Origin of the sequence: Streptomyces sp. NPDC058274 (genome assembly GCF_042881375.1) — a bacterium.
In the GTDB taxonomy this organism is placed as follows: Bacteria; Actinomycetota; Actinomycetes; order Streptomycetales; family Streptomycetaceae; genus Streptomyces.
This window is the reverse complement of the sequence record NZ_JBHVXW010000013.1, coordinates 187,191-212,068: the sequence shown is the minus strand read 5'-3', so window position 1 is coordinate 212,068 and position 24,878 is coordinate 187,191. Positions and strand designations below refer to the sequence as shown.

The following is a 24,878-nucleotide window of genomic DNA, read 5'->3' as shown; positions in this document are numbered from 1 at the left end:
GCCCGCGCGCCGCACACCATTTTTCCCCCCACGCCCCCCCCCCCCGCGGGGCGCCCCCACCCCTCATTGTGGGGGCCCCCCCGGCGTCAGGGGGACGGGATTACTGATCTCTACCAGCGGTACCAACGGCCGCGGCTACCACCGGTTCCGGCGGAACGCATGACGAAACCGAGCAGCCAGACAGCCAGCACGATCACGGCGACGATCCACAGAGCCTTCAGTGCGAAACCGGCACCGAAGAGGACCAGAGCGAGCAGAAGAACGAGAAGCAGGGGAACCATAGTTATCAACCTCCGAAGCATCGAGTGCCCCGGCAACCCTCGGTCATGCGTGGGAAATTTATGTGTTTCTTATCCGCCGGAGCGGGGATGTGCTTTCACCGCAGGTGGGCGGCCCGCGCCACGCACACCGCCACTCGGCTCCTCTCCCTGCCCACGCCTGGAACGTGACTGCCGGGCAGCGGCCGGCCTCACCGGCTCCGCGAGAGCCGGCGTCCTCGCGCGGCCGGTCTGAGTACGGCTACTCACGACACCGCGTGCCGGTCCGGGTGAGGGTCGGGGAGTGAACCCAGACACTGAACGATCCGGCAGAGGCGTGGCCGTGGCCCTGGCCGTCATCGAGCTGGTGGTCCTTGCCTTGACCGGCCTCGCATGGGCTTCGACTTACTGGTCATGGGACCCGCAGCACTACGGCGAACCGCCGGGCCCCTACCTGGAGAAGGCCGCGGTGGTGCCGATCGCCGCGTTGCTCGCCTCGGTCGTGGCAGGGATCCGGCGGGTGCGCTCGGTCGCGGTCGGTCAGGCCGTGATGGTGATCGTCGTCTGCGGGTTCTTGTTGGGCGCGAAGGCAGCCGGCGAACGCGCCTACGAGGATTCCTATCGGGATGCCTGCAACGCGGGGGTGATCTGCGACGGCGATCCGCCGCGGACTCGGTGACGCCACCGCTGCCCCCGTGACGCCGCCGTGGACTCCGTCACGTCGAGGCGGGCAGCGGTGACGGCAGGAGCATGGACCCCACAGCCGACTCCCCCGCTGGAGGTCGTGAGGGCAGTGGCCGGAGCCGCCGCACCCCCGGCCGGCCCTCCGCGAGGCGATCAGGTTTCAGGCGTGAGCAGTTCCGCTTGCGGGGGCCAGTCCACGAGGGTGGCGGCCGACTTCTTGAACTGGTCCATGTGAGCCGTCCTATGGTGCGCGGCCAGGGCCTCCGGGCTGCTCCACGACTCGTAGACCACGAACGTCCTGGGATCGTCCTTGGCTCGGTGCACGCGGTACTCCAGGCAGCCGTCCTCCTGACGGGTGGCCTCCGCCACCGACCCCATCAGGGACCGCACTTCGTCCTCGTGGCCGGGCAGCGCGCACAGCCTGGCGACGGCACAGACAGGGGAGTCGGCGGAGTTGTTCCTGCCGTCGGCGGGCTCGGCCACGGCTCCGGCGCTGAGCCACGGCGAAGCGAACTCGACGGCGGACTCGCCGAGCCCGTGCGGCTGCGTGGTGTAGAAGCGGAGCCGCAGTCCGTCGGGGTCGGGGACCACCAGCAGCCAGCCCACCATCGCGACGATCGGCGGGGAGTGATGGATGCCGAGGGCGTCGAGCCGGGTGGCCCAGGCGTCGAGCGCGCCTCGGTCGGCGACGGACAGCGTCAGGAAGTCGTAGTCCTTGAGTGCGCCGGCCGTCCTCGGGTCCAGCCGCAGTTCAAGGCGCGCGGGCAGACCGGGGACGTCGAGGATCACCGCGAAGAGAGTGCCGTCGGGGCGGCGGTGATCCAGCTCGGTCACCCGCCGCGCCCCCAGCACGGTGCAGTACCAGTCCGTGCTGCGCTCCAGGTCGCTCACCGGCAGCTTGAGGTGGTGAATGCCGTCATGTGCCGGGTTCTCGGTGGTGGTTGGGGTACTCATGGTCAGACCAACTCCTCTGAGGTCAGGTGGGCGGATCGGTCGACGCGGACGCCGCGCCGCCAGATCGCGGTGATGTCGCGCAACGCGGTGATGTCGTCGAGGGGGTTGCCGCTGACGAGCAGCAGGTCGGCGCGCAGACCTGGTGCGATGCGGCCGCGGTCGTGGAGGGCGAAGGCGTCGGCGGGGTTCGCGGTGGCCGCGGTCAGCGCCTCCGCCGGGGTGAGCCCGGCGGCCACCAGCAGGGCCAACTCGCCGTGGTAGCTGATGCCGTGTGTGGTCGGATGACCGGACGCGCCGGTGCCGTCCGTACCGGCCAGCAGCGGGACACCGAGCCGGAACATCCTTACGGCGGCGTCCGCGCCGTGCTGGGTCTCCACGGCCCTCGGCCCCAGCCGCTCTCCGGGCTCGGTGGTGCGGATGCGCTCCAGGTCCTTCAGCCAGTCCGGGTCCGCGAAGGGCCGCAGCCTCGGGTCCGCGGCGAGTTCGAACTCCGCGGGAGTCAGGCTCATGCCGGCCAGCGTGGTCAGGGTCGGCACCACGAACTTCCGCGCGGCGGCTGCCGCTTCCACCAGTTCGCGGTCGGAGTGGCCGTCGGACGGGGAGTGGGCCAGGATGTCGACCCCGCAGGCGATCGCCTGGCGCGCCGCGCTACGGGTCCAGGTGTGCGCGGCTGTACGCAGCCCGCGGGCGTGCGCCGCCTCCACCAGCGCGACGACCGTCTCCGCGGACATCGTGGGCATCGGCTTGCCGACCACCGTGCCGTCCTCGATGAAGATCTTGAGGTGGTCCGCGCCGTCAGCGATCCGTTCGGCCACGAAGGCATCGGCCTGCTCGGGTCCGGCGACCGTGGGGAAGGGAGCCAGGAGACCGTGCTCGATCAGCTGCCCGGGGTGGCCGCCGGGCGCGGTGGCGCCGGTGGTGGCGATCCGCAGGTCGGCCACGTCGTCGCGGCTGTGGGCCACGGCACGCACCTGACGGGAGGTCTCGGGGTCGCCGCCCATGTCGAGTTCGGTGGTCACGCCGAAGACGAGGGCCTGACGCAGTTGGGCGGCGCTCGTGGTGTGGGTGTGGGAGTCGATGAGACCGGGGAGCAGCGTCTGCCCCCTGCCGTCCACGACGGTGGCGTCCGCCGGCACGTCCGTCGCCGCGCCGACCGCGGCGATCACCGCACCGTCGATCAGGACGTCCTGCGCCGGATGGAGGTGGGTGCCGTCGAATACGGCGACGTTGCGGATGAGAGTTGTTGTCGACATGTCTGTGCCTCCGGATGTGTCTGTCTCCAGTGGAGTGACGGTCATCGAGTGGGGTTCAACGGCAGGTACTGCGACAGGCGATCGAGCACTGCGGCGGAAGCGGCGGGTACGCCGCGCGCGGCCAGGAAGCCGTCGGGACGGACCAGCAGCGGTGTCCCCAGCCCGGGGACATGTCGTACGGCCAGTACGCCGTGCTCGGTCGGCGGTTCCGGCACCTCTCCGCCCGGCAGGGCCAGCGTCCAGCTGAGCCCGGCCGAGGGCACGAGCCGCGGCGGAACACGTCCCCCGACGCGGGGTGTACCGCGGTCCGGTTCCTGGCTGTAGCCGAGATCGAGTTGGGAGAGCTTGGCGGTGATCCAGTCGGCGAATCCGGGGACGGCTCCCGCCGCCGCGAGGACGCGGTTGCGGAGCCCGCCGGCCAGGGGGTCGCGCACGTTGGCCAGCTTGGCGAACTGGCTGGTGAAGGCGACCAGTCCGGCCGCGATCGGGTGCCGTTCACGGTGGTAGCTGTCCAGCAGTTCGCACGGCGCCTGCCCGCTCAGCACGGCATGCAGCTTCCAGGCCAGATTGCCCGCGTCCTGGATGCCGGCGTTCATGCCCTGGCCGCCGGCCGGGCTGTGGGTGTGGGCGGCGTCGCCCACCAGGAAGACCGGGCCTTCGCGGAAGCGCTCGGCGACGCGTTCCTGCACGCGATACGTCGAGGCCGTCACCACCTCCTTGACCCGGATGTCGCCGGTGCGCGGTCCCCGGTCGGCGAGCATCAGTTCCACCTCGTCGGCGGTGGGCGCGGCAGGGCCCGACGCCCGGCCGACGATGCGGTGTTGGCCACCGGCCAGCGGCGATACGAGCAACATGCCGGCCGGTGACAGGAAGAACGTGGTGTCCTCCTTGGGTACGGCGTCCGTGCCCGGGCCCAGCCACACGTCGGCGATGGCGAACAGCTGCTCGTGCGCCTGGCCCGGGAAGCCGATCCCGGCGGCCGTACGGACCGCGCTGTGCACGCCGTCGCAACCGACCACGTAACGGGCCCAGACCGCGCGCAGCACGCCGTCCGGGCCGGCGACGGTGGCCGTGACACCGGGGAAGTCGGGGGTCATCCCGAGAAACGTGTGGCCACGGTGGACCGCACCGCCCAACTCCCCCAGGCGCCGGGCCAGATGCTCTTCCGTCGTCTGCTGCGAGATCAGCAGAACGTAGGGATAGGGCGTGTCCAGACCCTCGTAAGTGGCGGTGAGCAGAGTGTCTTCGCAGTCGTGCAGCCGAAAGCCCCGGCCTTGATCGCCCGCTTGGACCAGTCGGGCGCTGACGCCGATCCGCTCGAGGTATTCCAGTGTGCGGGGCTGCACGGCGGCCGCCTTGCTCCCGGGGCGGACCGTGCTGCTGCGGTCGATCAGCACATGGTCCACACCCAGCTGACCGAGGCCGGCCGCCAGCGTCAGTCCCGCAGGTCCGGCGCCGACGATGAGTACATCGGTCCGAGTCGGCAGGGGGTCCGGAATATCTGGTGCCGACGCCATTGCGCCTCCTCCAGGTCGGTGTTCACGGCGATGACGCGCACCGTGGGCCTGCCGCGTACAGCAGCGGCGAAGATGCGGTCCCCACCAAGCAGAAACGTTCGTTTCTGTTTTGAACGTAGCACGGCCCACGACTCAAGCGCAAACGATCGTTCCTCTTTGGGGGCGTCGAGCCCTCGCCGCTCGCAGAAAACGAGAGTGTTCGTCTTCCGCGCGACAGGTCACGGCAGCGGCGGGCCACCACAGAGCGCACGGCATGGAAGAGCTCGTACGCCCGGATACGCCGGCCGGCGTACTACGAAGCGCCGGGCATCGTCCGGGGCGGGCTCTGGGGAGGGAAGACGCGCGGTACCGGCGTCGCCGGGTTCGGCCTGCATCCCGGCGGGAGGGTCAGCGCCCTGGTCCAGGAACGGATCGGCCCACCGCACAACAGGGGCCACCGGCCCACCGCGTCATGCGTCCCAGGAGAGGGAGCCGAGGGCGGAGAGCCCACGGATCAGGTGGTCGGCGGAGACCGGCTTCACGAGATGGCGCCCCACCAGGATGCCGGGCATGAGAGTGATCAGGGCCGTCGCGATCTGCTCCTCGTCGGCCTCCGGCATACGGCCCTCGTCGCGCCACCGTCGGGCGAGCTCCATCATCTGGTCGTGCACGGCCGAATAGAAGGTACGGGTGCGCGCCTCCAGCTCCGGGCTGCGCAGCGCCTCGCCCCACGCCTGGATGGCGATCCGCGTCAGGTCGTAGTCCGGATGTGAGCTGCGCTGGTCCACCTCGGCGACCATCGCCGTCACCACCTCGGCCGGCGACGGACTGGGCTGCCGCTCCAGCAGCCGGGCGAACAGGTCCCGTACCAGGGCCAGCGCCTCGTCCGCCGCCGCGTCGATGATCTCGTCCTTGCTCCGGAAGTACCGGTACACCGCGCTGGAGGACATCCCGGTCGCGGCGATGACGTCGTCCATCGACGTGGCGTGGAAGCCGTTGCGTGAGAAGCAACTCCAGGCACTGGTCAGGATGTGACGGCGCCGCTCTTCCCGGCGCGCTTCGCTCAGACGGGGCATACGGCCAGCCTAAACGCAAACGATGTCTTCCGTTAAAGGAAGATCCACCGCGTCGGCCGGGACCGGGCCCGCGGCAACGTCGCCGGACGTCTGACCGCACGGCCGAACGCGCCCCTCAGTCGCGGGTGAGGGCGGTGCAGACACAGACCTTGTTCCCGTCGGGGTCGGCGAGCACGGTGAACGACGGCGCGCCGGCATCGTCCACGACGGTGCCGCCGGCGGCGACGGCGGCCGCGATGCGCTCGTCGGCCACCTCCGGAGCCAGCCACACGTCGAAATGCCACCGCTGCCGCGGGACCTCGTGCGCGTCGGTCCGCTGGAACCACAGACTGGGCACCCGGTTCGTCGGGTCGAGGACCGTGTCGCCCACCACGTGGCCGGGCTCGCCGGTGAGCAGCGCCGACCAGAACGGGGCCACCACCGTGTGGTCGGCGGTGTCGAGCGCCAGCTCCAGTTGTACGACCTCGCCGGGCACGGCCCTCAGACCGTGCTCCTGGGCAAGTCCGCTGATGGTGCGGGCCAGTTCGAGATCCTGCGCGGTGACCCACCGCCCACCGCCGTCGTCGACGGTGGACACGGCGACGTCGACGAACCCGCGCCCCAGCCGGAGCTCCGGGTCCTGGCCGGCGTCGGCCGCCGCGTCCGCGACCGCCGCCATGAAGGCAGCACCCTCGCGGAGGCCGGCGACGCGGTAGCGGGTGGCGAGAGGCTGAGCGAGCTTGCGCCACTCGCCGAGTCCGGCCGTGATCGCCGAGAGGATCTCCTGAGTGCCGAGTTTCTCCATGTCCCCATGATCGCAGGCCCACGCCTCTGTCGGCAGCCCGCACGCGAGGCCCGATCAGCCGTCCGGCAGGACGCCCCGAAGGGCCTTGTCCAGATCCCGCGCGAGGACCGCGTCGCTCGGCGGATCGTCGGTGAAGAGCTTGCCGAGCTCGGTGGTGAAGGTCTGGGTGAAAGCGCCGTAGAGCGGGGTACGGGGGCGCGACACGGCTCGGGTGAGCGCGAGGAGCAGGATGTCGTGGGCGTACTCGGGGCGGCCGTACTTGTCGCGTGGCATACGGTCCGCGCTCTCGCCCGACGCCGCGGGTGACGGGGTGCCGGAGGCCGTCACGGCGCCGGGCGACTTCGCCGACCGGCACGTCACGTCGTCGTCCGTGTACGCGGAGACCCGGGTGGCCGCGAACCCCGCGTCGAGCAGGCACCGTTCGCTCTCCTTCCCGGTCAGGAACTCGATCAGATCCTGTGCCGCGTCCTGCCGGCCGGAGGACCGGGTGAGCGCGAGGTTCTGCCCGCCGAGCACCGCGCTGCCGGGCAGCGGGGCCACGCCGAGCCGGGCGCTGCTCAGGGACTGATGCAGGGTGCCGTACGCGTAGGGCCAGTGGCGCAGGAACGCGGTCCGGCCGTCCGCGAAGTCCGTGAGCGTCTCGGCTTCGTCGGAGTGCAGGGCGTCCTTGAGGAGGTAGGAGGCCTGGGTCCGGTTGCGCAGTTCCGCGAGGCCGTTCTCCAGGTCCTGTACGGAGGCGGTGTAGCGGCCGTCGTCGTCGGTGAGCGTGACACCGTCCGGGGCCGATGCGAACGCCTCGACGGCGTTGACCGTACGGCCCTCGTAGGCGCCGAACTGCGCGGTCCAGCCCTTCTCATAGCCGTCCGGCCGGTCCTTGCCCGTCTTCTCGCCGAGGGTCTCCATCAGCTCCTGCAGCCGGCCCCAGCTGAGCCCCTTGCTCAGATCGGAGTTCTGGACGCCCGCCCGGTCCAGGTAGTCGCGACGGTAGTAGAGCAGTCCGACATCGCTGTTGAACGGAACCGCGAACACCTCGCCGCCCCAACGTGCCGTGCCGGCAACGGACTTGATGATGTCGTCGTCGACGAGCCTCCCGGGCAGCGGGCGGATCAGACGCGCGTCGGCGAACTCCGGCACCCATGTCACATCGAGGTTGACCACGTCGTACTGCGCACTGTCGGACTGGAGCGCGCCGAGCAGCTGGCTGCGCTGTTCGTCGGCGGAGCCCGGGAGTTCCACGATGCGGGCGTGGCGGCCGGTGTGCCGTCGGTCCTGTTCCGCGTTCCACGCGTCGATGAGCTGCTGCCGGATGCCTCCGTTGCCGGTCACGTCCCGTCCGCTGGCCACGATGATGTCCCCCGTGGCGCCCGGCGGGGGCGTGGCATCGGGCCGCGCGGACGGGCCGCCGTCGGTACAGGCGGCGCAGGCCGTCAGCAGGACGGCGAGGATCAACTGCCGTACCGGCGTGCCCCGTTGCCTCATTCGTCCCCCGTTCCGGTGCGGGCCACCTCGTCGCGCAGGCCCGCGGCGAGGTCGGTCTTGGTGTCCAGGCAGCGGCCGCCGCTCGCCTCGGAGACGCGGGCATCGGTCCTGCCCCGGTCGCACCCACCGCTGTCGAGGGCCGCCATCACCACCGGAACTCCCTTGTCCCCGGCCGACTTGAGGAGATCCTCCAGCCTTCCGCCGGCGCTGAGACGGTCGTTGTCCTCGTCGTCGGTGACGTACACGATCAGCTGGGGCCGCTCGTCGTCCCTGCCTCGCCCCGCCATGTCGTCGAGCGCCGCCTTCAGCGCGCCGTACGGATCGGCCTCGACGTCGTGGACCACCGCTTCGCGGTCGATCTCCTTCTCCGCGTCCGCACGCCGGTGGCGGTCGAAGGGCAGCAGGACGCCGTACGGGCCGCCGTTGCGGGACGCCACCGACCAGACGCCGTACTCGTCCCTTTCGCCGAGCCCGCCGAGCGACTGTTTCAGGATGCCCGGCGCGCCCCCGGGCCCCTCCCAGAGGTCTCCCATCGAACCGGAACTGTCCAGGAGGAAGAGGACCCTGCCGGGGCCGTTGGCGTTGCGGTACTGCTTGAGGGCCGCCGTCATGGCGCCGGCCCCGGCCGGTCCCGGGAGCGGCCGGGGGAGGGCGAGGGTTCCGGAATCCGGGCCGGGGGTGGCGAGGAAGCCGTGGGCGCCGGACGCGGAGCGGAAACCGTCGCCGCCGAAGACGTCGAGACCGCCGCGGTACGTCTCGCTCCTGCCGCCTTCGCCGCCCTTGCTGACGAGCCAGTCGTGGAAGCGTCGGACGGCCTCGTCCCGTGCGGCCTTGTCGCGTTCGGCGTCGTCCCAGCGGACCCGGACGAAGGTCGGGTCCAGGGCCGGCACGTCGGTGGGGTACTCGGCCATCCGCGGAGTACGCGTCGTCCGGTCGCAGCCGGTACCGCTCACCATCAGGAACTCGGGTACGAGTGCTGCGGTGCGGTCGTCGACGTGCGGGTCGTCCGGCAGCGCGCACAGCAGGTCGGAGCCCGTGAGCGAGGGCGGGCCCGGCTGGGCGACGCTGCCCTCGGCCTTGCTCACGCCCGAGTCCGCGCCGTACAGCCCGACGGTGGCCAGCAGCGCGGAGTCCGTGTACTCGGGATCCGTGCGCCGCACGTCGGCGTCCTTCTGCTGCGCGGTGAGCTTCGCCCTGAGCGTGGCGAGCGAACCGCCGGTGCGGTCGCTCATCGAAGCCTCGGCGATGTTCTGCGGTACGGACAGCACCATCGGGGAGTACGCGAACGGGGCGCCGTCCGGCTCCAGCGTCACGTACTTCCGGGGCGGCTCCACCGGTTGTGCGCGGGCCACACTCGCGGACGTCGCCGGTATCCAGACGTCCGGCTGCGGCCCGATGTCACGCTGCGGGTCGAGGTCGTCGCTGAGGGGACGCTGCCAGGGGTCCGACTGGTCGCGGAAGCCGGTCACGGCGTCCGCCGTCCCCGCGCTGTACACCGTGATGCCGCTGCGCCGGCAGCCCCCGGAGGCCGAGTTCGCCGCGGACATGAGGTAGGTGTCCGCCGCCTTGCGGACGGTGGACTCGATGTCCGGATCGGTGAGCAGACGCAGCTCCAGAGTCGGACCGCAGGCCGCCTGGTCGGGTCCCCAGCCAGAGAACGCGGCATAGCCGCCGACCGCCCCGGCCGCGAGGACGACCACGGCACCGACCACGCGGGCCGGGCTCCGCCGCAGCCGGCGCAGCCCCTGGTTGATCGCGGCCGGGGACAGCACGACGAGAGACGAGGCGCGCAGAGCGCTCAACACGCGCCGCGGCCGGCGGGGTTCTCCGGCGCCCGCCTTCGGCTGACCGGGCTCTCTCGTACTGTCGGCGGGTTGGGGCGGCTCCGGGGGCGGAGCCTGCGACGACACCGGGACGGTCTCGGCCGACGCGGGGAACGTGGACGCCGGCACCGGGCCGGCGGACGGGCTCGCGAGGAGAGCGTCCGCATCACCCCACCGCTGCGGCTCCCACAGCTCGTTGCGCAGAGTCGTGTGGTGGGCGGACATGTACGCGGTGAGTGCCTCAGACAGATCCTGGAAGGCCACGTCACCGCCGTGCCCGTCGATGCCGTCCTGCAGGAACCGCACCACCCGGGCCGTGAACGGGGTGGGTGTCGTGTCGTCCCCCGCGTCGATCCGGTTGTTGGCCTGCACGCTCATCAGCACGGAGAAGCGCCGACGGTCGGCGAGCGCCTCGCACACCTGGGCGGCGTTGCCCGCGTTGCAGCAGTCGAGGACGACGACCACGTGCCGGGCCCGGCTGGTGGCGAGCACAGTGAGCACGCTGGAGAAGGGGTCGGCGCCCGGGAACACCGCCCGGCTGCCCGGCACGACGCGCGCGTTGCGCATCTGCAGCCAGAGTTCGTCGCCCGCGCTGGGCACGGCTCCATGACCGGCGAAGTAGAAGAGGAGCAGTCCCTCGGCCTCGTCGGCGGCGGTGCGCAGCGACTCACTGAACGCGTCCAGGTACGGCGACGCGGAGACGACGACCTCGCCCTTCCGGAAGACGCCGCCGCGCAGCAACGCCCCTTCCAGCAGGGAGAGGTTGTGCTCCACGGCGGCGAGGTCGCCGGGGACCCCGTGCAGGTCCTTCGGCCGCGTGGAGTCGTACGCGGACACGCCGATCAGCAGAGCCCGGTTCACCTCGCCACGCGGGTCGAAGCGGTGCACCGGACTACCTCTCGTCGAGGTCCACCGGGTCGACGTCGTAATCGGGCGGATCCCCGCTCTCCACGGAACGGCGGTTCTCGTACCAGGCCTTGACGCCCCTCCCCACCTGCTTGTACACGATGTCGAACGCGGATTGCGCGGCGGCTCCGGAGAGCAGCAGGAGGATCTCGATCCCGGCGCCCATGGGCCTGCCGTGCTCGTCCGTCCCCTGCTCATCCGTCCCGGCGCGCTCCTGGATCCGCAGATCGCCGTCCCTGACCAGCTCCTCCAGTGGCTTCTCCCGCTCCAGCCACTTCTTCAGAGCGCCTATGTCGCCCTGGCTCGCGGTCCCGTCGAGTCGTACCCGGATCGCACGGGTGGCCACATCCTCCCCCTCAGTCATAACTCGTCATCATTGCACGGGTGTTGATGACGGGCGAGGGTGTTGCACGGAGGTTGCCGGGCCGCCCAGGGGGCCTTGCAAGCGAACCCGCGGCCTCAATGGGCTGAGGCGGCCGGGACGTTGTCCTGTCCCGGCCGCCCCTGGCTCCCCGTCACGGGAGACCTGGTTCACCGCTTCGTGGTCCGCGCTCCGGCCGCCCGGAGCGCGGGTCGGCCGTCAGCTCTTGGGCATCAGCACGGTGTCGATGATGTAGACGTTGGCGTTGGCGGTCTTGACGTTGCCGCAGACGACCTTGGCGGAGTCGTTGACGGTGTAGGACTCGCCGGAACCGCTGGTGGTGAGCCTGCTCTTCTCCAGCGTGGTGTAGGAGCCGTTCCCAAGGTCCTTGGGGGCCAGCTTCTGTCCCACGACGTGGTACGTGAGGATCTTGGTGAGCTGGGCCTTGTCGTTGAGGACCTTGTCCAGGTCGGCCTTGGGGATCTTGGCGAAGGCGTCGTTGCTGGGCGCGAACACCGTGATGTTCTCGGCGCTGTTGAGGGTGTCCACGAGGCCGGCCTTCTTCACCGCGGTGACGAGGGTGGACAGGGCCGGGTTGTGGGAGGCGGCAGTGGCGACCGGGTCCTTGGCCATACCGTCGAAGGAGCCCGCTCCGTCCTTGGGCACCGTCGAACAACCCGGACCGAACGGCTGGTCCGTGCCGCTCATGTCGCCGGAGCTGTCGGCCGCCTTGTCACTGGCGGTGGCCGACGCCTTGCTGGAGTCCGATGAGGCACTGCCCTTGCTGTCGTCCGAGCAGGCGGTGAGCGCCAGGGGCAGCATGGCGGCCCCGGCGACAACGAGAGCGGTACGGCGGATACGAGTATTCATGGTGGTTCTCCTGACAGACACTGAGACGCGAACGTCGTGTTCGATCCGAAAAGGGGAAAAGGGGAAGAGGAAGGCGGAGACGGAAGGGGAGAGGAAAGAAAAGGAATGCGAGGGCGGGGAATGCGCGTGGTCAGTCGACGGTGACCACCACCGAATGCCAGCCGCTCGCTCCGTCCGGAATGGTCCGGGTGCGCTTTTCGGTCTGTGTGCGCCCCGCACGGTCCGTCGCGCGCACGGTCAGGCTGTGACCGCCCCTGGTGGCCTTCCACGGGAAGGACCACTGGCGCCAGGTGTCGCGGGTGTCCTCCGCCGCGAGGTCAGCGGTCCCCCAAGGCCCGTCGTCCACCCGTACTTCGACCCGCTCGATGCCGCGGTGCTGCGCCCAGGCGACGCCGGCGACCATGACCGTGCCCGCCGTGGGCCGGGCGAAGGGCTTCGGCGTGTCGATCCGGGACTCGGTCTTGATGGGCGCCGTCCGGGCCCACTTGCGCTTGACCCAGTAGGAGTCGTACGCATCGAACGTCGTCAGCTCGATGTCCTTGATCCACTTGCACGCGGACACGTAGCCGTACAGGCCGGGCACCACCATGCGGACGGGAAACCCGTGGTCGAACGGCAGCGGTTCGCCGTTCATGCCGACCGCGAGCATCGCGTCGCGCCCGTCCATCACGTCGTCGACCGGAGTGCCGATCGTCATCCCGTCGACGGAACGCGCCACCAGCTGATCGGCCGGACCGCCGCGTGACGGCGGCTCGACCCCGCATTCGGCAAGCAGGTCGGCCAGGCGTACGCCGGTCCATCGGGCGTTGCCCACAAAGGGGCCGCCGACTTCGTTCGACACACAGGTCAGCGTGATGTCGCGTTCGATCAGCTCCCGGCGGAGCAGATCGTCGAAGCTGACGGTCATGGGACGGGCCACGCCTTTGCCGTGGATGCGCAGCCGCCAGGTGGTGGCATCGACCTTGGGCACTACCAGCGCGGTGTCCACGCGGTAGAAGGCCGAGTTGGGCGTGACGAACCGGCTGACACCGGGGACGCGCAGTTGGGCGCCCTTCGGGATCGGTGCGGCCGTCGAGGCGGCGGCCGGCAGCCTCACCCGCTTGCGTGAGGCAGCCGCCTGCTCGCCTCCCTTGCCGTTGAGCGAGCGGCCCAGCAGCCCGGCGCCGGCGGAGGCGGCCGCGGCGGCGGTCGCCGCGATGACGAACCCCCGGCGGTCCCAGCCCTGCCCTCCGGTACGGGGGCGCTGCGCCGTGTCTTCATCCGAGCTGTCGTCCACTGGACCGGCGTCCGAGGCGATGGCCGTCCCCCTCGCGGGAGCGGCACCGGCGTCCGCGGCGATGACCGTCCCCCTCGCCGGAGCGTCACCGGCGTCCGCCGTCCCCCTCGCCGGAGCGCGCAGCCTTCCCACGAGTACGTAGAGCAGCAGCGCGCCCGCGACCGCGCCGAGGACCGAAGGCAGGCCGTCACTGGATCCGGTGGAGTCGGGCCGGCTGGTGGCCGCGACCGCGCCGACGGCACCGAAGAGCAATACCCCGGCCGCCCCCGAGCGGCGGTGCCGTGTCGCCACGGCGCCGAGCAGGAGCGCGAGCAGGGCGAGAACGGCGACGATGCCGAGTTGGAGAACGAGTTTGTCGTTGGTGCCGAAGTGGCGGATCGCCCAGTCCTTCACGCCGGCGGGTGTGCGATCGATCGCGGCGCCGCCCACTGCGATGACAGGGCCGGCCTGCGGCCGAACCGCGGCGGACACCAATTCCGCGACGGCAAGAGCGGCGAACCCGGCCAGCAATCCGCTGAGCGCACCCAACAGGAGTCGGGCCAGACGAGCCGGCGTTTCCCGGTCTTTCCGTTCTTTCGTCACGTGGGGAATCCGGTCCCCAGCGCCTGCGGGATTGGTGCCTCACTCAAAAGAATTAAGTCTCCGGAGCCACCAATCCTTGAAGCCGTCGGCAACGGATAAGCCGTTCATTTCTTTTGAACGCGGGCAGCGGGTGTGCGCCGCAAGCCGTGATCCACGCCAGGTGCCGTACGAATCGCTCCGTGCCCGCGCTCGCGAGTGGTGTTTCCCCCGGCAGGGTCGTAGCGTCGGTACAGGAGACACCCGCCGGCAAGCGACGGCAGCCGGTCGATGCGCTCCGCGTGCGGGGCTTCGGCGACGGGCGGAGCAGACGCGGCGGCGCGGGATCGGATGGGTCCCCGAGATGCGGCGCGGGAGTGGACATGCGGACACATTCGGTCAGGACGGCGGCCACGCTCTGTGCCGCCGTAGCACTCACAGCCGCCATGGGATCGGCCTCGGTCGCCACGACGGCCACGGGCACTCCCTCGTCCGCGTCCGCCGCTTCGGGACAGCAGCCCGGGCAGCCGGTGATCGTCGACTGCCTCTGGAAGTCCCATGTACGTCCCGGCGACTTCATGCTGGCCTGCGGTGACGGCAACAGCCGCCTCACCACGCTGCATTGGTCGCAGTGGGGTCCGAACTCCGCCGTGGCCGGCGGAGTCAACGTGGTGAACGACTGCAAGCCGTACTGCGCCGCGGGCAAGTTCCACTCGTATCCCGTCACCGTGCGACTCGACCACCCGCGGTCCTGGAAGAAGCACCCGGGAGTCCAGCGCTACGGGCAGATGAGCCTCGTCTACACCGACAACAGGCCGAGCGGATTCGAGCGGACGGTCGTCTATCCGCTGTGGGACTGAGTGGGACTGAGTGGGGCTGGGTGGGGCTGGGTGGGGCTGGGTGGGGCTGGGTGGGACTGACGGCGAGGACGTGGGGATCGCGCTGGTCGGCGCCATCAGCGGCTACAACGCCACCGCGCCCGCTGCCGGCCCCGACAACCTGTTCCACGCTTCGGCCAAGGAGTTGAACCTGCGCGGCATGCTCGTCAGCAGCTACTTCCACCTCTTCCCCGAGGCGGTGGCTCCCTCACCACACGGATCGGTACTCGGCACTCGGCACTCGGCACGCGGGAATGAAGCCGCAGCGCGTGCGTGTTGACCACCGCTGAGCGACCCTCCTCCCCCGGGAAGAAAGCAGGCCCATGACGTTCTCGCCGGCCACTATGCGCGCCGTCCAGCTCTCCGCCCCCGGTCCCGTGGACAACCTGCGGCTGACCACCCTCCCGCTTCCGCCGGAGCGGGACGGCTGGGTGCGCATCCGCGTCGAGGCGTTCGGCCTCAACCGCTCGGAGCTGAAGCTTCGGCTGGGTCTGAGCGTGGGCGTCACCTTTCCGCGGGTGCCGGGTATCGAGGCCGCCGGTACCGTCGACGCTGCCCCGGCCGGCAGCGGGCTGGCTCCCGGGCAGAAGGTCGTCGCCATGATGGGGGACATGGGGCGCACCTACGACGGCGGCTATGCCGAGTACACGTCGGTGCCGCTGTCCCAGGTCATCCCCGTCGACACCGACCTGCCCTGGGAGGTGCTGGGCGCGCTGCCGGAGATGGTGCAGACCGCCTACGGCTCGCTCACCGTCGGCCTGGACCTGAGTCCCGGTCAGACCGTGCTGATCCGCGGCGGCACCTCGTCGGTGGGCCTGGCCGCCGCCGCCCTGGCCACCTGGCGCGGCGCCACGGTGCTGTCCACCACCCGGCAGCCCGACCGCCTCGCTTCCCTGAAGGCGCACGGTGTCGACCACCCTCTGCTCGACACCGGCGAAGTCGCGCCCGCGGTGCGCGAGTTGTACCCGGACGGCGTCGATGCCGCCCTTGATCTCGTCGGCACGCCGACCCTCCCGGACACTTTGCGCGCGGTGCGCGTGCACGGCACGGCCTGCTTCGGTGGCAGCCTCTCCAACCAGTGGACGGTGCGGGACTTCTCCCCCAACGAGTATCTGCCGAAGGGCGTGCGCCTGGCGGGCTACTTCGGCGACGCCACCGACCTGCCCCGGGCGGCCTTCCAGGAGATCCTCGACGCGGTCGCGACAGGCCGGCTGGCCTTCCCCGTGGACCGCGTCTACGACGGCCTGGAACAGGTGCCGCAGGCCCACGACGACATGGAGCACGATCGCGCCACCGGCAAACTCGTCGTCCGAGTACGGCAGTAGGGCCTGGCCTGTTTCCGAGGTGTTGATCAAGGTCATGGAACAACCGAACAACCGGAAGAACCGAACAACCGGAACAACCGAACAACCGGTATGGAGGGGCGGACCGGTCATCGGAATCGGAAGAAGAGGTGGGCTCCTCTCGGCTCAGCTGGTTTGAGGACGTCGGAACGCGTCGGTGTCACGGGCGTGCACCAGTCCGCGAAAGTCCGCGGCTTGCGTCCGAGCGGCGGCGCGCCCCGGGCACTCGTCGGTGCCGTGATCTCGGCACGTCACGTGTGAACACGACTCCGCGGCGGTCCTGGGCAGCCCCGTGCACCGGGCTGATCCCGCGCAGTCCCGGCGAGTTGATGACGATGCTTCGCCTGGAGGCGGATGAACAGCCGTGTGTCATGCGCAGCATGGGAGCATTCTCCAGCTACCTCCGAACCGAAAGCGACCGCCATGAGCCATCTCCCCGCGGACCCGACGACGCTCCACCCGATTCCCGGCCAGCCGCGGGTGGTCCTGCTGAAGCCGCTGGTGACCTCACCGTTGATCGAGGTCGGGGAGTACTCGTACTACGACGACCCGGAAGATGCGACCGCGTTCGAAACCCGCAACGTGCTCTACCACTACGGTCCGGAGAAACTGGTCATCGGGAAGTTCTGCGCGCTGGGAACCGGGGTGCGCTTCATCATGAACGGGGCCAACCACCGTATGGACGGCCCCTCCACGTTCCCGTTCCCCATCATGGGCGGCTCCTGGGCCGAGCACTCCGACCTGATCACCGGCCTGCCAGGCAGGGGTGACACCGTCGTCGGCAACGACGTCTGGTTCGGCTACAACACCATGGTCATGCCCGGAGTACGCATCGGGCACGGCGCGGTCATCGCCTCCGGCAGCGTCGTCGTCGACGACGTCCCCGACTACGCGATCGTCGGCGGCAGCCCCGCCAACGTCATCCGCACCCGCTACAACGACGACGACATCGCTCGCCTGCTCGCCCTCGCCTGGTGGGACTGGCCCGCGGAACACCTCACCGAACACATCCGGGTCATCATGTCCGGCACGATCGACGACCTCGAAGAGATCGCAGATCAAGTCGTCAGAAGTTCTTAGGCTGTCGCCATGCCGCTGGTCTACGACGGAGAAGTCGCTGCTGACACCCGCACTGCAGTTCACGGCTGAACTCTCGAGGCACCGGAGTGCGCCTGCCTGGACGTAACAGCGCAGGCTCCAGCACCCAAGTCAGGCCCCACCTCGGGCTCTTGGCCTCTCGGGCAGCGACGCGACATGCATCTACGAGGCGCGGAACGCAGATCACGGATCACGGGCCTCGCGCGGCCCCGCCCCCGCCTGACGGCTCCCTGCCGCCCCCAAGGTCGTACGAACCCCACGACCGACCCGGCGCCGGCGCATCTCCCAGGCCGCCCAGCCCTTAGCACGTCCAAAGAAGGTTCGAGTTGAATCTTTCCCGAAACCACCCACACGAGGCCGCGATGTTGGTATTGGATGCTTCGCATGGAACGGCAAGCCGACTTGCGTGATGCGACGCGAGCGGACAGAGGCACATCGAGTAGCGCGGTCGGCACCGAACAGGTGCCCGTGGGACCAGTCGCACATACGGCGGGGCAGACGCGTCGCGTCACCCGGCGCGACTCGGGCAAGCACCCAGGAACATCCGCCAGAGCCCTCCCCGGCAGCAGCGACCGGGTGAGGGAACATCCTCACTGACCGATCCCAGGCGATCCGGCTCACTGCCGGCCCGCCGATGCCGGCCGTGCCCGCCTTGTCACTCCCCGCGTTCGCCCTCCAGACGCTCCCGCCTCGTCCGGCATGGGCCGACACCCAGGGCCACAGCCGAGCCACACCAGCCGGACGGGCGACCGGACGGACGGGCCGGACGGAGAGCCGGACGGACGGGCCGGGCAGGCAGCCGGAGGGCCGGGCGTTCCCGCACAGCCCCCGTTCACCCATTTGTGGAATAATCCAATTTGCCCGAAGAAAGGTTACTTTCGTGATCAACAGTGACAACCAGGGGACTGATTACGAGAGCATCCGGCCTGACCGCAGCGGTCAGGCCGAGGCCTTCGACGCCATCGGCGACCGCTATGACGAGGCCTTTCCGCACAAGGAGGGCCAGGTTGCCGCCGGCGAGTGGCTGATCGAATCCCTGGAGGCGGGCTCCCGCGTCCTGGACCTGGGCTGTGGAACCGGAGTGCCGACCGCGCGCCAGCTGGCGGACGCGGGTCTCGAGACCGTGGGGGTCGACCTGTCGGCTGAGATGGTGAAGCTCGCCCGGACATACGCTCCGGGGGCGACGTTCCACCAGGCGGACATCGCCGACCTGCGGCCGGGCGGCCCGCTCGACCTCGGCCGTTTCGACGCCGTCGCGGCCTTCTTCTCGCTGCTGATGCTGCCGCGCGCCGAAATTCCCCACGCGCTGCAGACCATCCGTCACCTACTGGCCCCTGGCGGCTTGTTCGCCCTCTCGATGGTGGAAGCCGACGTGGACGACTTCTCGATCCCGTTCCTCGGCAACACGATCCGGGTCTCCGGCTATCTGCGGGAGGACCTGCACCATGTCATCGAGGCGGCAGGGTTCGAGATCGTCAAGGAGTCCTCGTACACCTACGCCCCGGCGGTCGCCGATGTCCCGCCCGAGGAGCAGGTCTTCCTCTGCTGCAGGCGGCGTGGCTGAGAACGCGCGGGTCATCACCGGGGATCGCGGAACCCATTGGACGGGACGAAACGCGTGACGGAGCACCACACCCCCCACGAAGGCTCCGCCGAGGCTGCCCGACGGCGGGTGAGCGAGATGGGGCCGAACGAAGCCTCCGTACCGGACACAGGCTCCGTACCGGACACAGCTTCCGTACCGGACACAGCCTCCGTAGCGAACGAAGCCTCAGCGCCGGACGCACCCTCGGTGCCCCTGGACCGGCGGACGGCGCGCGCAGCCCCGCCGGCCCCGCCGCTGGGCCGCCGCGCGCCTGCCGACGACGGCCCCGAGGCGGAGCACTCCCGGGACACGGTGGGGGACGCTCTCGGGCCGCAGACGGACCGGCTGCGGTATCTCGACGTGGCCACCCGGCGGATCGCCCGCGGGATGGACCTGGACGAGACGCTCCGGGAACTGCGCCGGGCGGCCGTTCCCGCTTTCGCCGACGCGATCATCGTCCATCTGCCGGATCCGTTGCCGGTCGGGGACGAGAAGTCCTCCGCGCCCGTCATCCTCCACCTGCACAGCATCGACCGGACGCCGGATGCGCCGGATGCCGAGTGGGCTCGTCAGCCGCTCCGGAAGCCCTTTCCCACACACGCGAACGTCGCCGAACGCGTGCATCTGAAGGCCACCGGCCGACTCGCGGAGCTGGTGCGCACCGGCCGCCCGGCGTTCGGCGACGCACCGGGGACGGCGTCCGCGGTGGCGGAGCTGCTCGGCCCCGCGGCCAGTGAGCCGGGGACCCTGCCGGCGGGCCACAGGGTGATCATCGCTCCGCTGCACGGCCGCCATCACGTCATGGGCGTCGTCGTGCTCCTGCGTCAGTCCCGCCGGCCCGCCTTCACCGAGGACGACCTGCTCGTCGCGTCCCAGCTCGCGACACACACCGCGCTGGGTGTGCAGAAGGCGGTGATGTACGGCCACGAGGCGTCCATAGCGGACACGCTGCAGCACACGATGCTCCCGACGTCGCTGCCCGAGCCCACCGGCGTCCGGCTGGCCAGCCGGTATCTGCCCGCCTCGAAGACCGCGCAGGTCGGCGGCGACTGGTACGACGCGATTCCGCTGCCCGGCAACCGGGTCGCGCTGATCGTCGGCGACGTCATGGGTCATTCCATGACCTCCGCCGCGATCATGGGCCAGCTGCGCACCATCGTGCAGACCCTCGCGGGCCTCGACCTGCCACCGGACGAGGTCCTGCACCACCTCGACGAACAGGCCCAGCGCCTCGGCAGCGACCACATCGCGACCTGCCTGTACGCGGTCTACGACCCGATATCCCACCGGCTGCTCATGGCGAACGCCGGCCACCCGCCGCCTGTGCTCCTGCACCCGGACGGCCGCGGAGAGGTCCTCAGTGTCCCGCCGGGCGCTCCGATCGGCGTCGGTGGTGTCGCCTTCGAGTCCGTCGAGATGGCCGCGCCCACCGGGGCGGCCCTTCTGCTGTACACCGACGGCCTCGTCGAGTCCCGTGTCACGGACGTGGGAACGGGCGTCGAGGCCCTGCGCACCCGCCTCCAGGCCGGTGCGCACGGGCGGGTGACTCCCTCGTTGGAGCTGCTGTGCGACGAAGTACTCGGTACGGTCCTCCCGGGCACCCGGGACGACGACATCGCGCTGCTCATCGCCCGGTTCGACGGCTTCCCCACCGAGAGCGTCGGGTACTGGTTCCTGGACCCCCACCCGATGACCGCGGGGCGGGCCCGCCGGCTGACCCGCAGAGCCCTGCACCGCTGGGGCCTCGATTCCTTGGCCGATTCCACGGAACTCATGGTCAGCGAGGTCGTGACGAACGCCGTCCGCTTCGCCACCCGGCCCATCTCACTGCGGCTGCTGCGCACCGACGTACTCCGCTGCGAGGTCACCGACGACTCGCCCCAGGTGCCCAGAATGCGGCGGGCCGCGCCGGGCGACGAGGGCGGCCGCGGCCTGTTCCTGGTCGATCAACTCGCCTGGCGCTGGGGAGCGACGCGGCTGAGCACGGGCAAGGTGGTCTGGTTCGAGCAGCAGATCCCGCGCGGCTAGCCCCCACGGGCCCGGACCAGCGGAAGCCGTCACGGTCGCGTGCGCCCCGGAGCGAGCCGAGCGTCGAACTCATCGCGAGCCCGCCCAGCGGCGGACGCGGTACGGACGAGCCCGCGGCGAGAGACCCGTCAGCCGAACCTGCCCTCCGCCACGGAGCGCAGCCACAGCCGGCCTGACCTCATCCTGACCTGGCGAGTTCGCCGTTCGACCGGTCGGACTCCGGCCCGGGGGCAGCGGGCCGAACTGCGGCGCATCATTTGGCTGAAACGGGGAAGGCGCCTCGCCGTGTCACCGCAAACCACCGCACTCGCTGAGCAAATCCGCCGCGCCCTGACCGCGGCGGGTTTCACCGTGGTCGGTGAGACCGAGGAGAACGCACCGGGCCTGCGCGTGAGCGAGGACGACTCCGGGGTGCTGGTCGGCTGGACCGCCTCCCACGGCTTCGAGGCTCTCGCGGACCAGTCCCGCGGCTCCGACGGCGCGGACGGCGCGGACGGCTCAGGAACCAGCGACAGCATGCGCACCATCGTCCGGGCAGCCGTCACCGCCCTCCTCAACCAACTCGGCTACACCGTCGAGGAAGCCCCCGACGGCACAGCCGCCAGGGTGATTCCTGTCGTGCGGTGATCCGCACGAGCTCGCGCTGCTCGACCCGTTCCGACCACCACCCCGACCCCCTCGACATTCGCTCTGGAAGACTTCCCGGGTCTCGGGCGCACGGTGCGCCGGGTTTTTCGGGCGGGGGTAGGGCAGTGGGCGGGCTTCGGAACGGCTGGGCGCGTTTTCGGGACTGGCGGACAGGAACCAAATATCCCGAGAGCGGGATCGCGCCGTTGTCGGTTGCGGAGGTGCGGGCCGCGCTGCTCGCGGTCAACGGTCCGGACAAGCCGTACCGCGTGCGGAACGCCTTGCCGGCCGAGCACGCCGATCTGGTGGCCGAGTGGCACGTCGTTGAACCCGCCTTCGGCTCCGGCCGCTCCCGCGAGCAGGTCGAGCGCACCTTCAAGATCCGGATGCGTCTGGGACCGTCGCAGCACGAGGTGCGGGTCCGCGACGAACAGCTGGTGGTGACGCGGGCCGGCCGGCCGCCGGGGCGGATCGTGGCCCGGGAGCACGGCCGTGGGCCCCGGATCATCTCGGTTTCCTGGAGGTGGCACTACGAGAAAGGGCCCGACGGCCGTCGGCAACGGGTCGAGGACTTCCGCTTCGACACGCGGGACCTGCGCGGCCCGCTGCAGAACGCGGTCGTCGCTGCGGGATGGACCTGGCGTGGAGTGTCCAAGTTGTGAGCCGCGGGGAGACTCCTGTCTTCACGGCTGCAACGCGCTCCGGCTTCCGTCAGGAGGGCGGCGGCGAGATCTCCAGGGCGTGATCCAGCGTCGGATACAGGCAGAGCACTTCGTCGAGGCCGACGATGCGCAGGACGTCGTGGACCGCGGCCGGCAGGCTCGACAGCCGGACCCAGCCCCCGCCCTCACCGGCGGCGCGGTTGGCGGCCACCAGGACGTTGATCCCGCTGGAGTCCATGAACGTGACCTCGCGGAAGTCCACGACGGTGCGATGTCCCAGAGCTCCGTCCCGGTCCGCGAGAGCCTCGCGGAATCCGACGGCCGTGTTGAAGTCGATCTCGCCGGCCAGCTTCAGAACGCTGACGCCGTCCGAAGTGACATGGCGGGAGACGACCAGGCGGGCGGCACTCATGCCATCTCCTTCAGCGCCCGGCAGCGGGGGATCCGCTGACGCTGGGTCCACGCAAACGGACTGATCGCGTCGGTGTCAACCGACGGCTTGGTAATCTCAACATCCGCCTTACTGATCTGCGGCCATATTCGCACGGCGGCAGACCGGCCGGGCGGTCACGTGGAGGCGCACTTCAGGGGTAGGTGTGCTACGGGGCCATGTGACCAGGCGACGCGAGGCGGACCTATGAACCACACCGCGCAGGACGGTGAGCCGACGGCTCCCGGCGCGCATTCCGCACCGCCGGCGTGCGCGGCCTACGACGGGGACACGAGCTGCATCCCCGCCGCGCGCCGCTTCACCACCGCCTACCTCACCCGCGTCCACGCCGACCACCATGTGCCGTTGTCCGACCGGGCGTTGAGCATGACGCAGCTCGTCGTGAGCGAGCTGATCACCAACGCGTGCCGCTACGCCCCCGGCCCGTCCCGGCTCGACCTGCGCATCGTCGACGACAGCGTGGAGGTCACGGTCTGGGACACCGGTCCTGCCCTTCCCGCTCCGCGCGAGCCCGATCCCGGCCGCATCGGCCAGCACGGCCTGGAAATCGTCCTCGCGGTCTGCCACGAGTACGCCGTGCACCCTGAGCCGGTGGGCAAGCGCACCACCGCGCGCATCGCCCTCACCGACAGCCGGCGCGACGACTTCGCGGGCCGGTCGCCCCACTAGGGCGTGTCCGCAAAGTCCCGTCTGCCCCGCGACGCCTGGCACGCCCAAGTCCCTGGCGGCAGAACGCGGCGCGAGCCTCGTCGCTCGCCGTTCCCCCGCCCATCCCCCGATTGATTGCAATCACTCGGCTGTACGGGGCAATCCCGCCGGCGGCGCCGACGAACCCGGTGATCATCAAGTGCCTGGCTGCAAGCCCCCTGGACACCGTGATCAACGAGGAGACCGCGATGCGCGTTCGTCATTCACTGCTGGCCGTTGCCACCGCCGCCGCGCTCGCCCTGGGACTGGCTCCCTCGGCGACTGCCACTGCCGGGCACGGTTCGGCGGTGATGAACCCGTGCGGGTTCTACGAGACCGGCTCCGACGCCTTCTACAACCACTGCACCCGGGACGGCTCACACATCGTGATCGAGGTCGAGGTCTTCGGCCCCAACTACGAGCGCTGCGTGACCCCTGGCTCGACGTGGCTGGGCAAGGCCAGCAGGATCCAGGGTGCCCGGTACGTCAACCGCACGTGCTGACGTTCCCCGCGGGACGACCACTGAGGCGATGAGGTACAGCTCCCAAGGCCGTTCACCTCGACGCACATCCTTGATTTTTCACACGGTGCCCGTCTCCGACGTAGGAGCGGGCACCGTCGTCTGTGAAATCCCCGCGGCACGAAAACCGAGAGAGGGACTTCTCATACGTCCACCACGTCCCGCTCGCCGGCGGTCACCGGAGCCGGTCCCGCTGCCGGGGCCCGGCGTTGCGCGATACGCAGAAACGCCATGAGGGCGACGAAGACCATGCCGTAGACCGTGGTGAGAGCCGAGGTCTGGTAGATGTCGCCGGTGTGCCACGTGTGCCCCAGGGCATCGGTGACGATCTTGCGGTCGCCGCGGGCGTACTCGGCGAAGAAGTTCACCGCGATCGCCGCGTACAGCAGCACTGGCTGTACGTCGCTGCTGGGGGGCCGCTCTCCGGCCCGTGGGCCGCTCCGGCGCAGATAGAGGGCGAAGATCTGGAAGAAGAGGTACACGGTCAGCGACCAGCCCAGGAAATTGGCCAGAGGTACACCGAAGAAACCGCCGCCGTCCTCCCAGATCCAGTTGTGGCGAATCGTCGACGCGCTGGGGTCCATGGACAGATCCCAGTCGACCATGGCGAAGGACGCGACGACCGGCGTACCGATCGTGGTCAGCCAGGTCGACCCCCGGCGCACCTCCGCGAACAGCACGTTGCCGATGATCCAGGCGAGATAGCCGTAGGACGCGTAGGCGAATCCGATGATCCACGGCACCTCGAAGATCTTGCCCGAGCCGGTGTAGTGGTAATTCCCGAACGGGAATCCCGTGGCGATGCTCAGGTTTTCCAGGGCATTGCTGATCAACAGGACCAGCACCAGGTAGACGCCCATGGCCCGCCAGCCGTAGCGGCGCGCCCCGTGCAGCAAGGGGAAGATCATGGTGATGAAAGAGAGCGGCGCCCCGAGCGAATGAGGAATGACCGCGTTGAGAGCCTCCCCCAGCGCCGCGACGGTGACGACGACCCACAAGATCGTCGTCGAGGGGCTGCGTTGACCGACAGACATTTGACCTACCCAGGGGGATTCAGGTTGCGACAGCAAATCGCCATGTCCGCGTCCGGACTGGCGCATGCGGCAGTCGACCGAAGGGGCGACATCAAAACTGACAGTTGTCCATTAAAGCGTACGGCTGCCCCGAGCCGTCACGCGAGCGCGCCGGCGACTGGCACCACCACCACGCTCCGCACGGAAT

The 24,878-nt window shown here is 70.2% G+C and carries 24 protein-coding genes; 11 read left to right on the top strand and 13 right to left on the bottom strand.

Annotation, left to right across the window (positions count from 1 at the left end):
- Positions 1–110: 110 nt before the first annotated feature.
- Positions 111–281, bottom strand: a complete 171-nt coding sequence (locus ACFVYF_RS24865; RefSeq protein ID WP_054229772.1) for a hypothetical protein — start codon at positions 279–281, stop codon at positions 111–113.
- Positions 282–600: 319 nt separating this feature from the next.
- On the opposite strand from ACFVYF_RS24865, the gene ACFVYF_RS24860 reads away from it, so the two are divergent.
- On the top strand, positions 601–936 hold the full coding sequence (locus ACFVYF_RS24860) for a DUF6234 family protein (RefSeq protein WP_389458679.1): 336 nt from the start codon (positions 601–603) through the stop codon (positions 934–936).
- A gap of 158 nt (positions 937–1,094) precedes the next feature.
- Here the strand turns inward: ACFVYF_RS24860 and ACFVYF_RS24855 are convergent, their stop codons facing one another.
- The 10 genes from ACFVYF_RS24855 to ACFVYF_RS24810 all read right to left on the bottom strand — a co-directional run bounded on the left by ACFVYF_RS24855 (position 1,095) and on the right by ACFVYF_RS24810 (position 13,801).
- Complete coding sequence (locus ACFVYF_RS24855) at positions 1,095–1,895, bottom strand: antibiotic biosynthesis monooxygenase (protein WP_389458677.1); 801 nt, start codon at positions 1,893–1,895, stop codon at positions 1,095–1,097.
- A 2-nt stretch (positions 1,896–1,897) separates the two neighbouring features.
- Positions 1,898–3,148: an amidohydrolase family protein gene (locus tag ACFVYF_RS24850; protein ID WP_389458675.1), complete on the bottom strand. Its 1,251-nt coding sequence runs from the start codon at positions 3,146–3,148 to the stop codon at positions 1,898–1,900.
- Positions 3,149–3,189: 41 nt separating this feature from the next.
- Complete coding sequence (locus ACFVYF_RS24845; RefSeq protein ID WP_389458673.1) at positions 3,190–4,665, bottom strand: FAD-dependent monooxygenase; 1,476 nt, start codon at positions 4,663–4,665, stop codon at positions 3,190–3,192.
- 449 nt (positions 4,666–5,114) lie between these two features.
- A complete protein-coding gene (locus ACFVYF_RS24840) occupies positions 5,115–5,720 on the bottom strand; it encodes a TetR/AcrR family transcriptional regulator (RefSeq protein ID WP_389458672.1) in 606 nt (201 codons plus the stop codon).
- A 115-nt stretch (positions 5,721–5,835) separates the two neighbouring features.
- Positions 5,836–6,504: a VOC family protein gene (locus ACFVYF_RS24835; protein ID WP_389458670.1), complete on the bottom strand. Its 669-nt coding sequence runs from the start codon at positions 6,502–6,504 to the stop codon at positions 5,836–5,838.
- 54 nt (positions 6,505–6,558) lie between these two features.
- Positions 6,559–7,983 (bottom strand): extracellular solute-binding protein, encoded by a 1,425-nt coding sequence (locus ACFVYF_RS24830; RefSeq protein WP_389458669.1) that lies wholly within the window; start codon positions 7,981–7,983, stop codon positions 6,559–6,561.
- Positions 7,980–10,694 carry a caspase family protein gene (locus ACFVYF_RS24825; RefSeq protein WP_389458667.1) on the bottom strand — a complete coding sequence of 905 codons (2,715 nt, stop codon included), beginning with the start codon at positions 10,692–10,694 and terminating at the stop codon, positions 7,980–7,982. The genes ACFVYF_RS24830 and ACFVYF_RS24825 overlap by 4 nt, the downstream gene beginning before the upstream one ends.
- Positions 10,695–10,698: 4 nt before the next feature.
- Positions 10,699–11,076: a hypothetical protein gene (locus ACFVYF_RS24820; protein WP_389458665.1), complete on the bottom strand. Its 378-nt coding sequence runs from the start codon at positions 11,074–11,076 to the stop codon at positions 10,699–10,701.
- A gap of 216 nt (positions 11,077–11,292) precedes the next feature.
- Positions 11,293–11,943: a fasciclin domain-containing protein gene (locus ACFVYF_RS24815; protein WP_389458663.1), complete on the bottom strand. Its 651-nt coding sequence runs from the start codon at positions 11,941–11,943 to the stop codon at positions 11,293–11,295.
- A 130-nt stretch (positions 11,944–12,073) separates the two neighbouring features.
- Complete coding sequence (locus ACFVYF_RS24810; RefSeq protein ID WP_389458661.1) at positions 12,074–13,801, bottom strand: sulfite oxidase; 1,728 nt, start codon at positions 13,799–13,801, stop codon at positions 12,074–12,076.
- Positions 13,802–14,160: 359 nt separating this feature from the next.
- Here ACFVYF_RS24810 and ACFVYF_RS24805 point away from each other — a divergent pair, with 359 nt between their 5' ends.
- The 8 genes from ACFVYF_RS24805 (at position 14,161) to ACFVYF_RS24770 (ending at position 21,998) form a co-directional block, all read left to right on the top strand.
- Entirely contained in the window at positions 14,161–14,637 is a 477-nt protein-coding gene (locus tag ACFVYF_RS24805; RefSeq protein WP_389458660.1) for a hypothetical protein, read from the top strand.
- A gap of 40 nt (positions 14,638–14,677) precedes the next feature.
- Entirely contained in the window at positions 14,678–14,935 is a 258-nt protein-coding gene (locus ACFVYF_RS24800) for a hypothetical protein (RefSeq protein ID WP_389458658.1), read from the top strand.
- 43 nt (positions 14,936–14,978) lie between these two features.
- Positions 14,979–15,980 (top strand): zinc-binding dehydrogenase, encoded by a 1,002-nt coding sequence (locus ACFVYF_RS24795; protein ID WP_389458656.1) that lies wholly within the window; start codon positions 14,979–14,981, stop codon positions 15,978–15,980.
- 441 nt (positions 15,981–16,421) lie between these two features.
- Positions 16,422–17,078: a CatB-related O-acetyltransferase gene (locus ACFVYF_RS24790; RefSeq protein WP_389458654.1), complete on the top strand. Its 657-nt coding sequence runs from the start codon at positions 16,422–16,424 to the stop codon at positions 17,076–17,078.
- 898 nt (positions 17,079–17,976) lie between these two features.
- A complete protein-coding gene (locus tag ACFVYF_RS24785; protein WP_389458652.1) occupies positions 17,977–18,660 on the top strand; it encodes a class I SAM-dependent DNA methyltransferase in 684 nt (227 codons plus the stop codon).
- Positions 18,661–18,714: 54 nt separating this feature from the next.
- Positions 18,715–20,709: a SpoIIE family protein phosphatase gene (locus ACFVYF_RS24780; protein ID WP_389458650.1), complete on the top strand. Its 1,995-nt coding sequence runs from the start codon at positions 18,715–18,717 to the stop codon at positions 20,707–20,709.
- Between the two features lie 285 nt (positions 20,710–20,994).
- A complete protein-coding gene (locus tag ACFVYF_RS24775; protein WP_389458649.1) occupies positions 20,995–21,336 on the top strand; it encodes a hypothetical protein in 342 nt (113 codons plus the stop codon).
- A 206-nt stretch (positions 21,337–21,542) separates the two neighbouring features.
- Entirely contained in the window at positions 21,543–21,998 is a 456-nt protein-coding gene (locus ACFVYF_RS24770) for a hypothetical protein (RefSeq protein WP_389458647.1), read from the top strand.
- Positions 21,999–22,047: 49 nt separating this feature from the next.
- On the opposite strand, the gene ACFVYF_RS24765 is transcribed toward ACFVYF_RS24770, so the two are convergent.
- Entirely contained in the window at positions 22,048–22,410 is a 363-nt protein-coding gene (locus ACFVYF_RS24765; RefSeq protein WP_389458646.1) for an STAS domain-containing protein, read from the bottom strand.
- 225 nt (positions 22,411–22,635) lie between these two features.
- Here ACFVYF_RS24765 and ACFVYF_RS24760 point away from each other — a divergent pair, with 225 nt between their 5' ends.
- Positions 22,636–23,118 carry an ATP-binding protein gene (locus ACFVYF_RS24760; RefSeq protein WP_389458645.1) on the top strand — a complete coding sequence of 161 codons (483 nt, stop codon included), beginning with the start codon at positions 22,636–22,638 and terminating at the stop codon, positions 23,116–23,118.
- Positions 23,119–23,345: 227 nt separating this feature from the next.
- On the top strand, positions 23,346–23,639 hold the full coding sequence (locus ACFVYF_RS24755) for a DUF6355 family natural product biosynthesis protein (RefSeq protein WP_389458643.1): 294 nt from the start codon (positions 23,346–23,348) through the stop codon (positions 23,637–23,639).
- A 161-nt stretch (positions 23,640–23,800) separates the two neighbouring features.
- Here the strand turns inward: ACFVYF_RS24755 and ACFVYF_RS24750 are convergent, their stop codons facing one another.
- Positions 23,801–24,691 carry a carotenoid biosynthesis protein gene (locus ACFVYF_RS24750; RefSeq protein WP_389458641.1) on the bottom strand — a complete coding sequence of 297 codons (891 nt, stop codon included), beginning with the start codon at positions 24,689–24,691 and terminating at the stop codon, positions 23,801–23,803.
- Positions 24,692–24,878 lie beyond the last annotated feature (187 nt).

Bases quoted from the DNA above. Each gene is read 5' to 3' on its own strand.
- ACFVYF_RS24815 (WP_389458663.1), bottom strand. From the start codon at position 11,943: ATGAATACTCGTATCCGCCGTACCGCTCTCGTTGTCGCCGGGGCCGCC.
- ACFVYF_RS24750 (WP_389458641.1), bottom strand. From the start codon at position 24,691: ATGTCTGTCGGTCAACGCAGCCCCTCGACGACGATCTTGTGGGTCGTC.
- ACFVYF_RS24790 (WP_389458654.1), top strand. From the start codon at position 16,422: ATGAGCCATCTCCCCGCGGACCCGACGACGCTCCACCCGATTCCCGGC.
- ACFVYF_RS24830 (WP_389458669.1), bottom strand. From the start codon at position 7,983: ATGAGGCAACGGGGCACGCCGGTACGGCAGTTGATCCTCGCCGTCCTG.
- ACFVYF_RS24865 (WP_054229772.1), bottom strand. From the start codon at position 281: ATGGTTCCCCTGCTTCTCGTTCTTCTGCTCGCTCTGGTCCTCTTCGGT.
- ACFVYF_RS24755 (WP_389458643.1), top strand. From the start codon at position 23,346: ATGCGCGTTCGTCATTCACTGCTGGCCGTTGCCACCGCCGCCGCGCTC.
- ACFVYF_RS24855 (WP_389458677.1), bottom strand. From the start codon at position 1,895: ATGAGTACCCCAACCACCACCGAGAACCCGGCACATGACGGCATTCAC.
- ACFVYF_RS24805 (WP_389458660.1), top strand. From the start codon at position 14,161: ATGCGGACACATTCGGTCAGGACGGCGGCCACGCTCTGTGCCGCCGTA.
- ACFVYF_RS24765 (WP_389458646.1), bottom strand. From the start codon at position 22,410: ATGAGTGCCGCCCGCCTGGTCGTCTCCCGCCATGTCACTTCGGACGGC.
- ACFVYF_RS24835 (WP_389458670.1), bottom strand. From the start codon at position 6,504: ATGGAGAAACTCGGCACTCAGGAGATCCTCTCGGCGATCACGGCCGGA.
- ACFVYF_RS24760 (WP_389458645.1), top strand. From the start codon at position 22,636: ATGAACCACACCGCGCAGGACGGTGAGCCGACGGCTCCCGGCGCGCAT.
- ACFVYF_RS24845 (WP_389458673.1), bottom strand. From the start codon at position 4,665: ATGGCGTCGGCACCAGATATTCCGGACCCCCTGCCGACTCGGACCGAT.
- ACFVYF_RS24795 (WP_389458656.1), top strand. From the start codon at position 14,979: ATGACGTTCTCGCCGGCCACTATGCGCGCCGTCCAGCTCTCCGCCCCC.
- ACFVYF_RS24840 (WP_389458672.1), bottom strand. From the start codon at position 5,720: ATGCCCCGTCTGAGCGAAGCGCGCCGGGAAGAGCGGCGCCGTCACATC.
- ACFVYF_RS24820 (WP_389458665.1), bottom strand. From the start codon at position 11,076: ATGACTGAGGGGGAGGATGTGGCCACCCGTGCGATCCGGGTACGACTC.
- ACFVYF_RS24850 (WP_389458675.1), bottom strand. From the start codon at position 3,148: ATGTCGACAACAACTCTCATCCGCAACGTCGCCGTATTCGACGGCACC.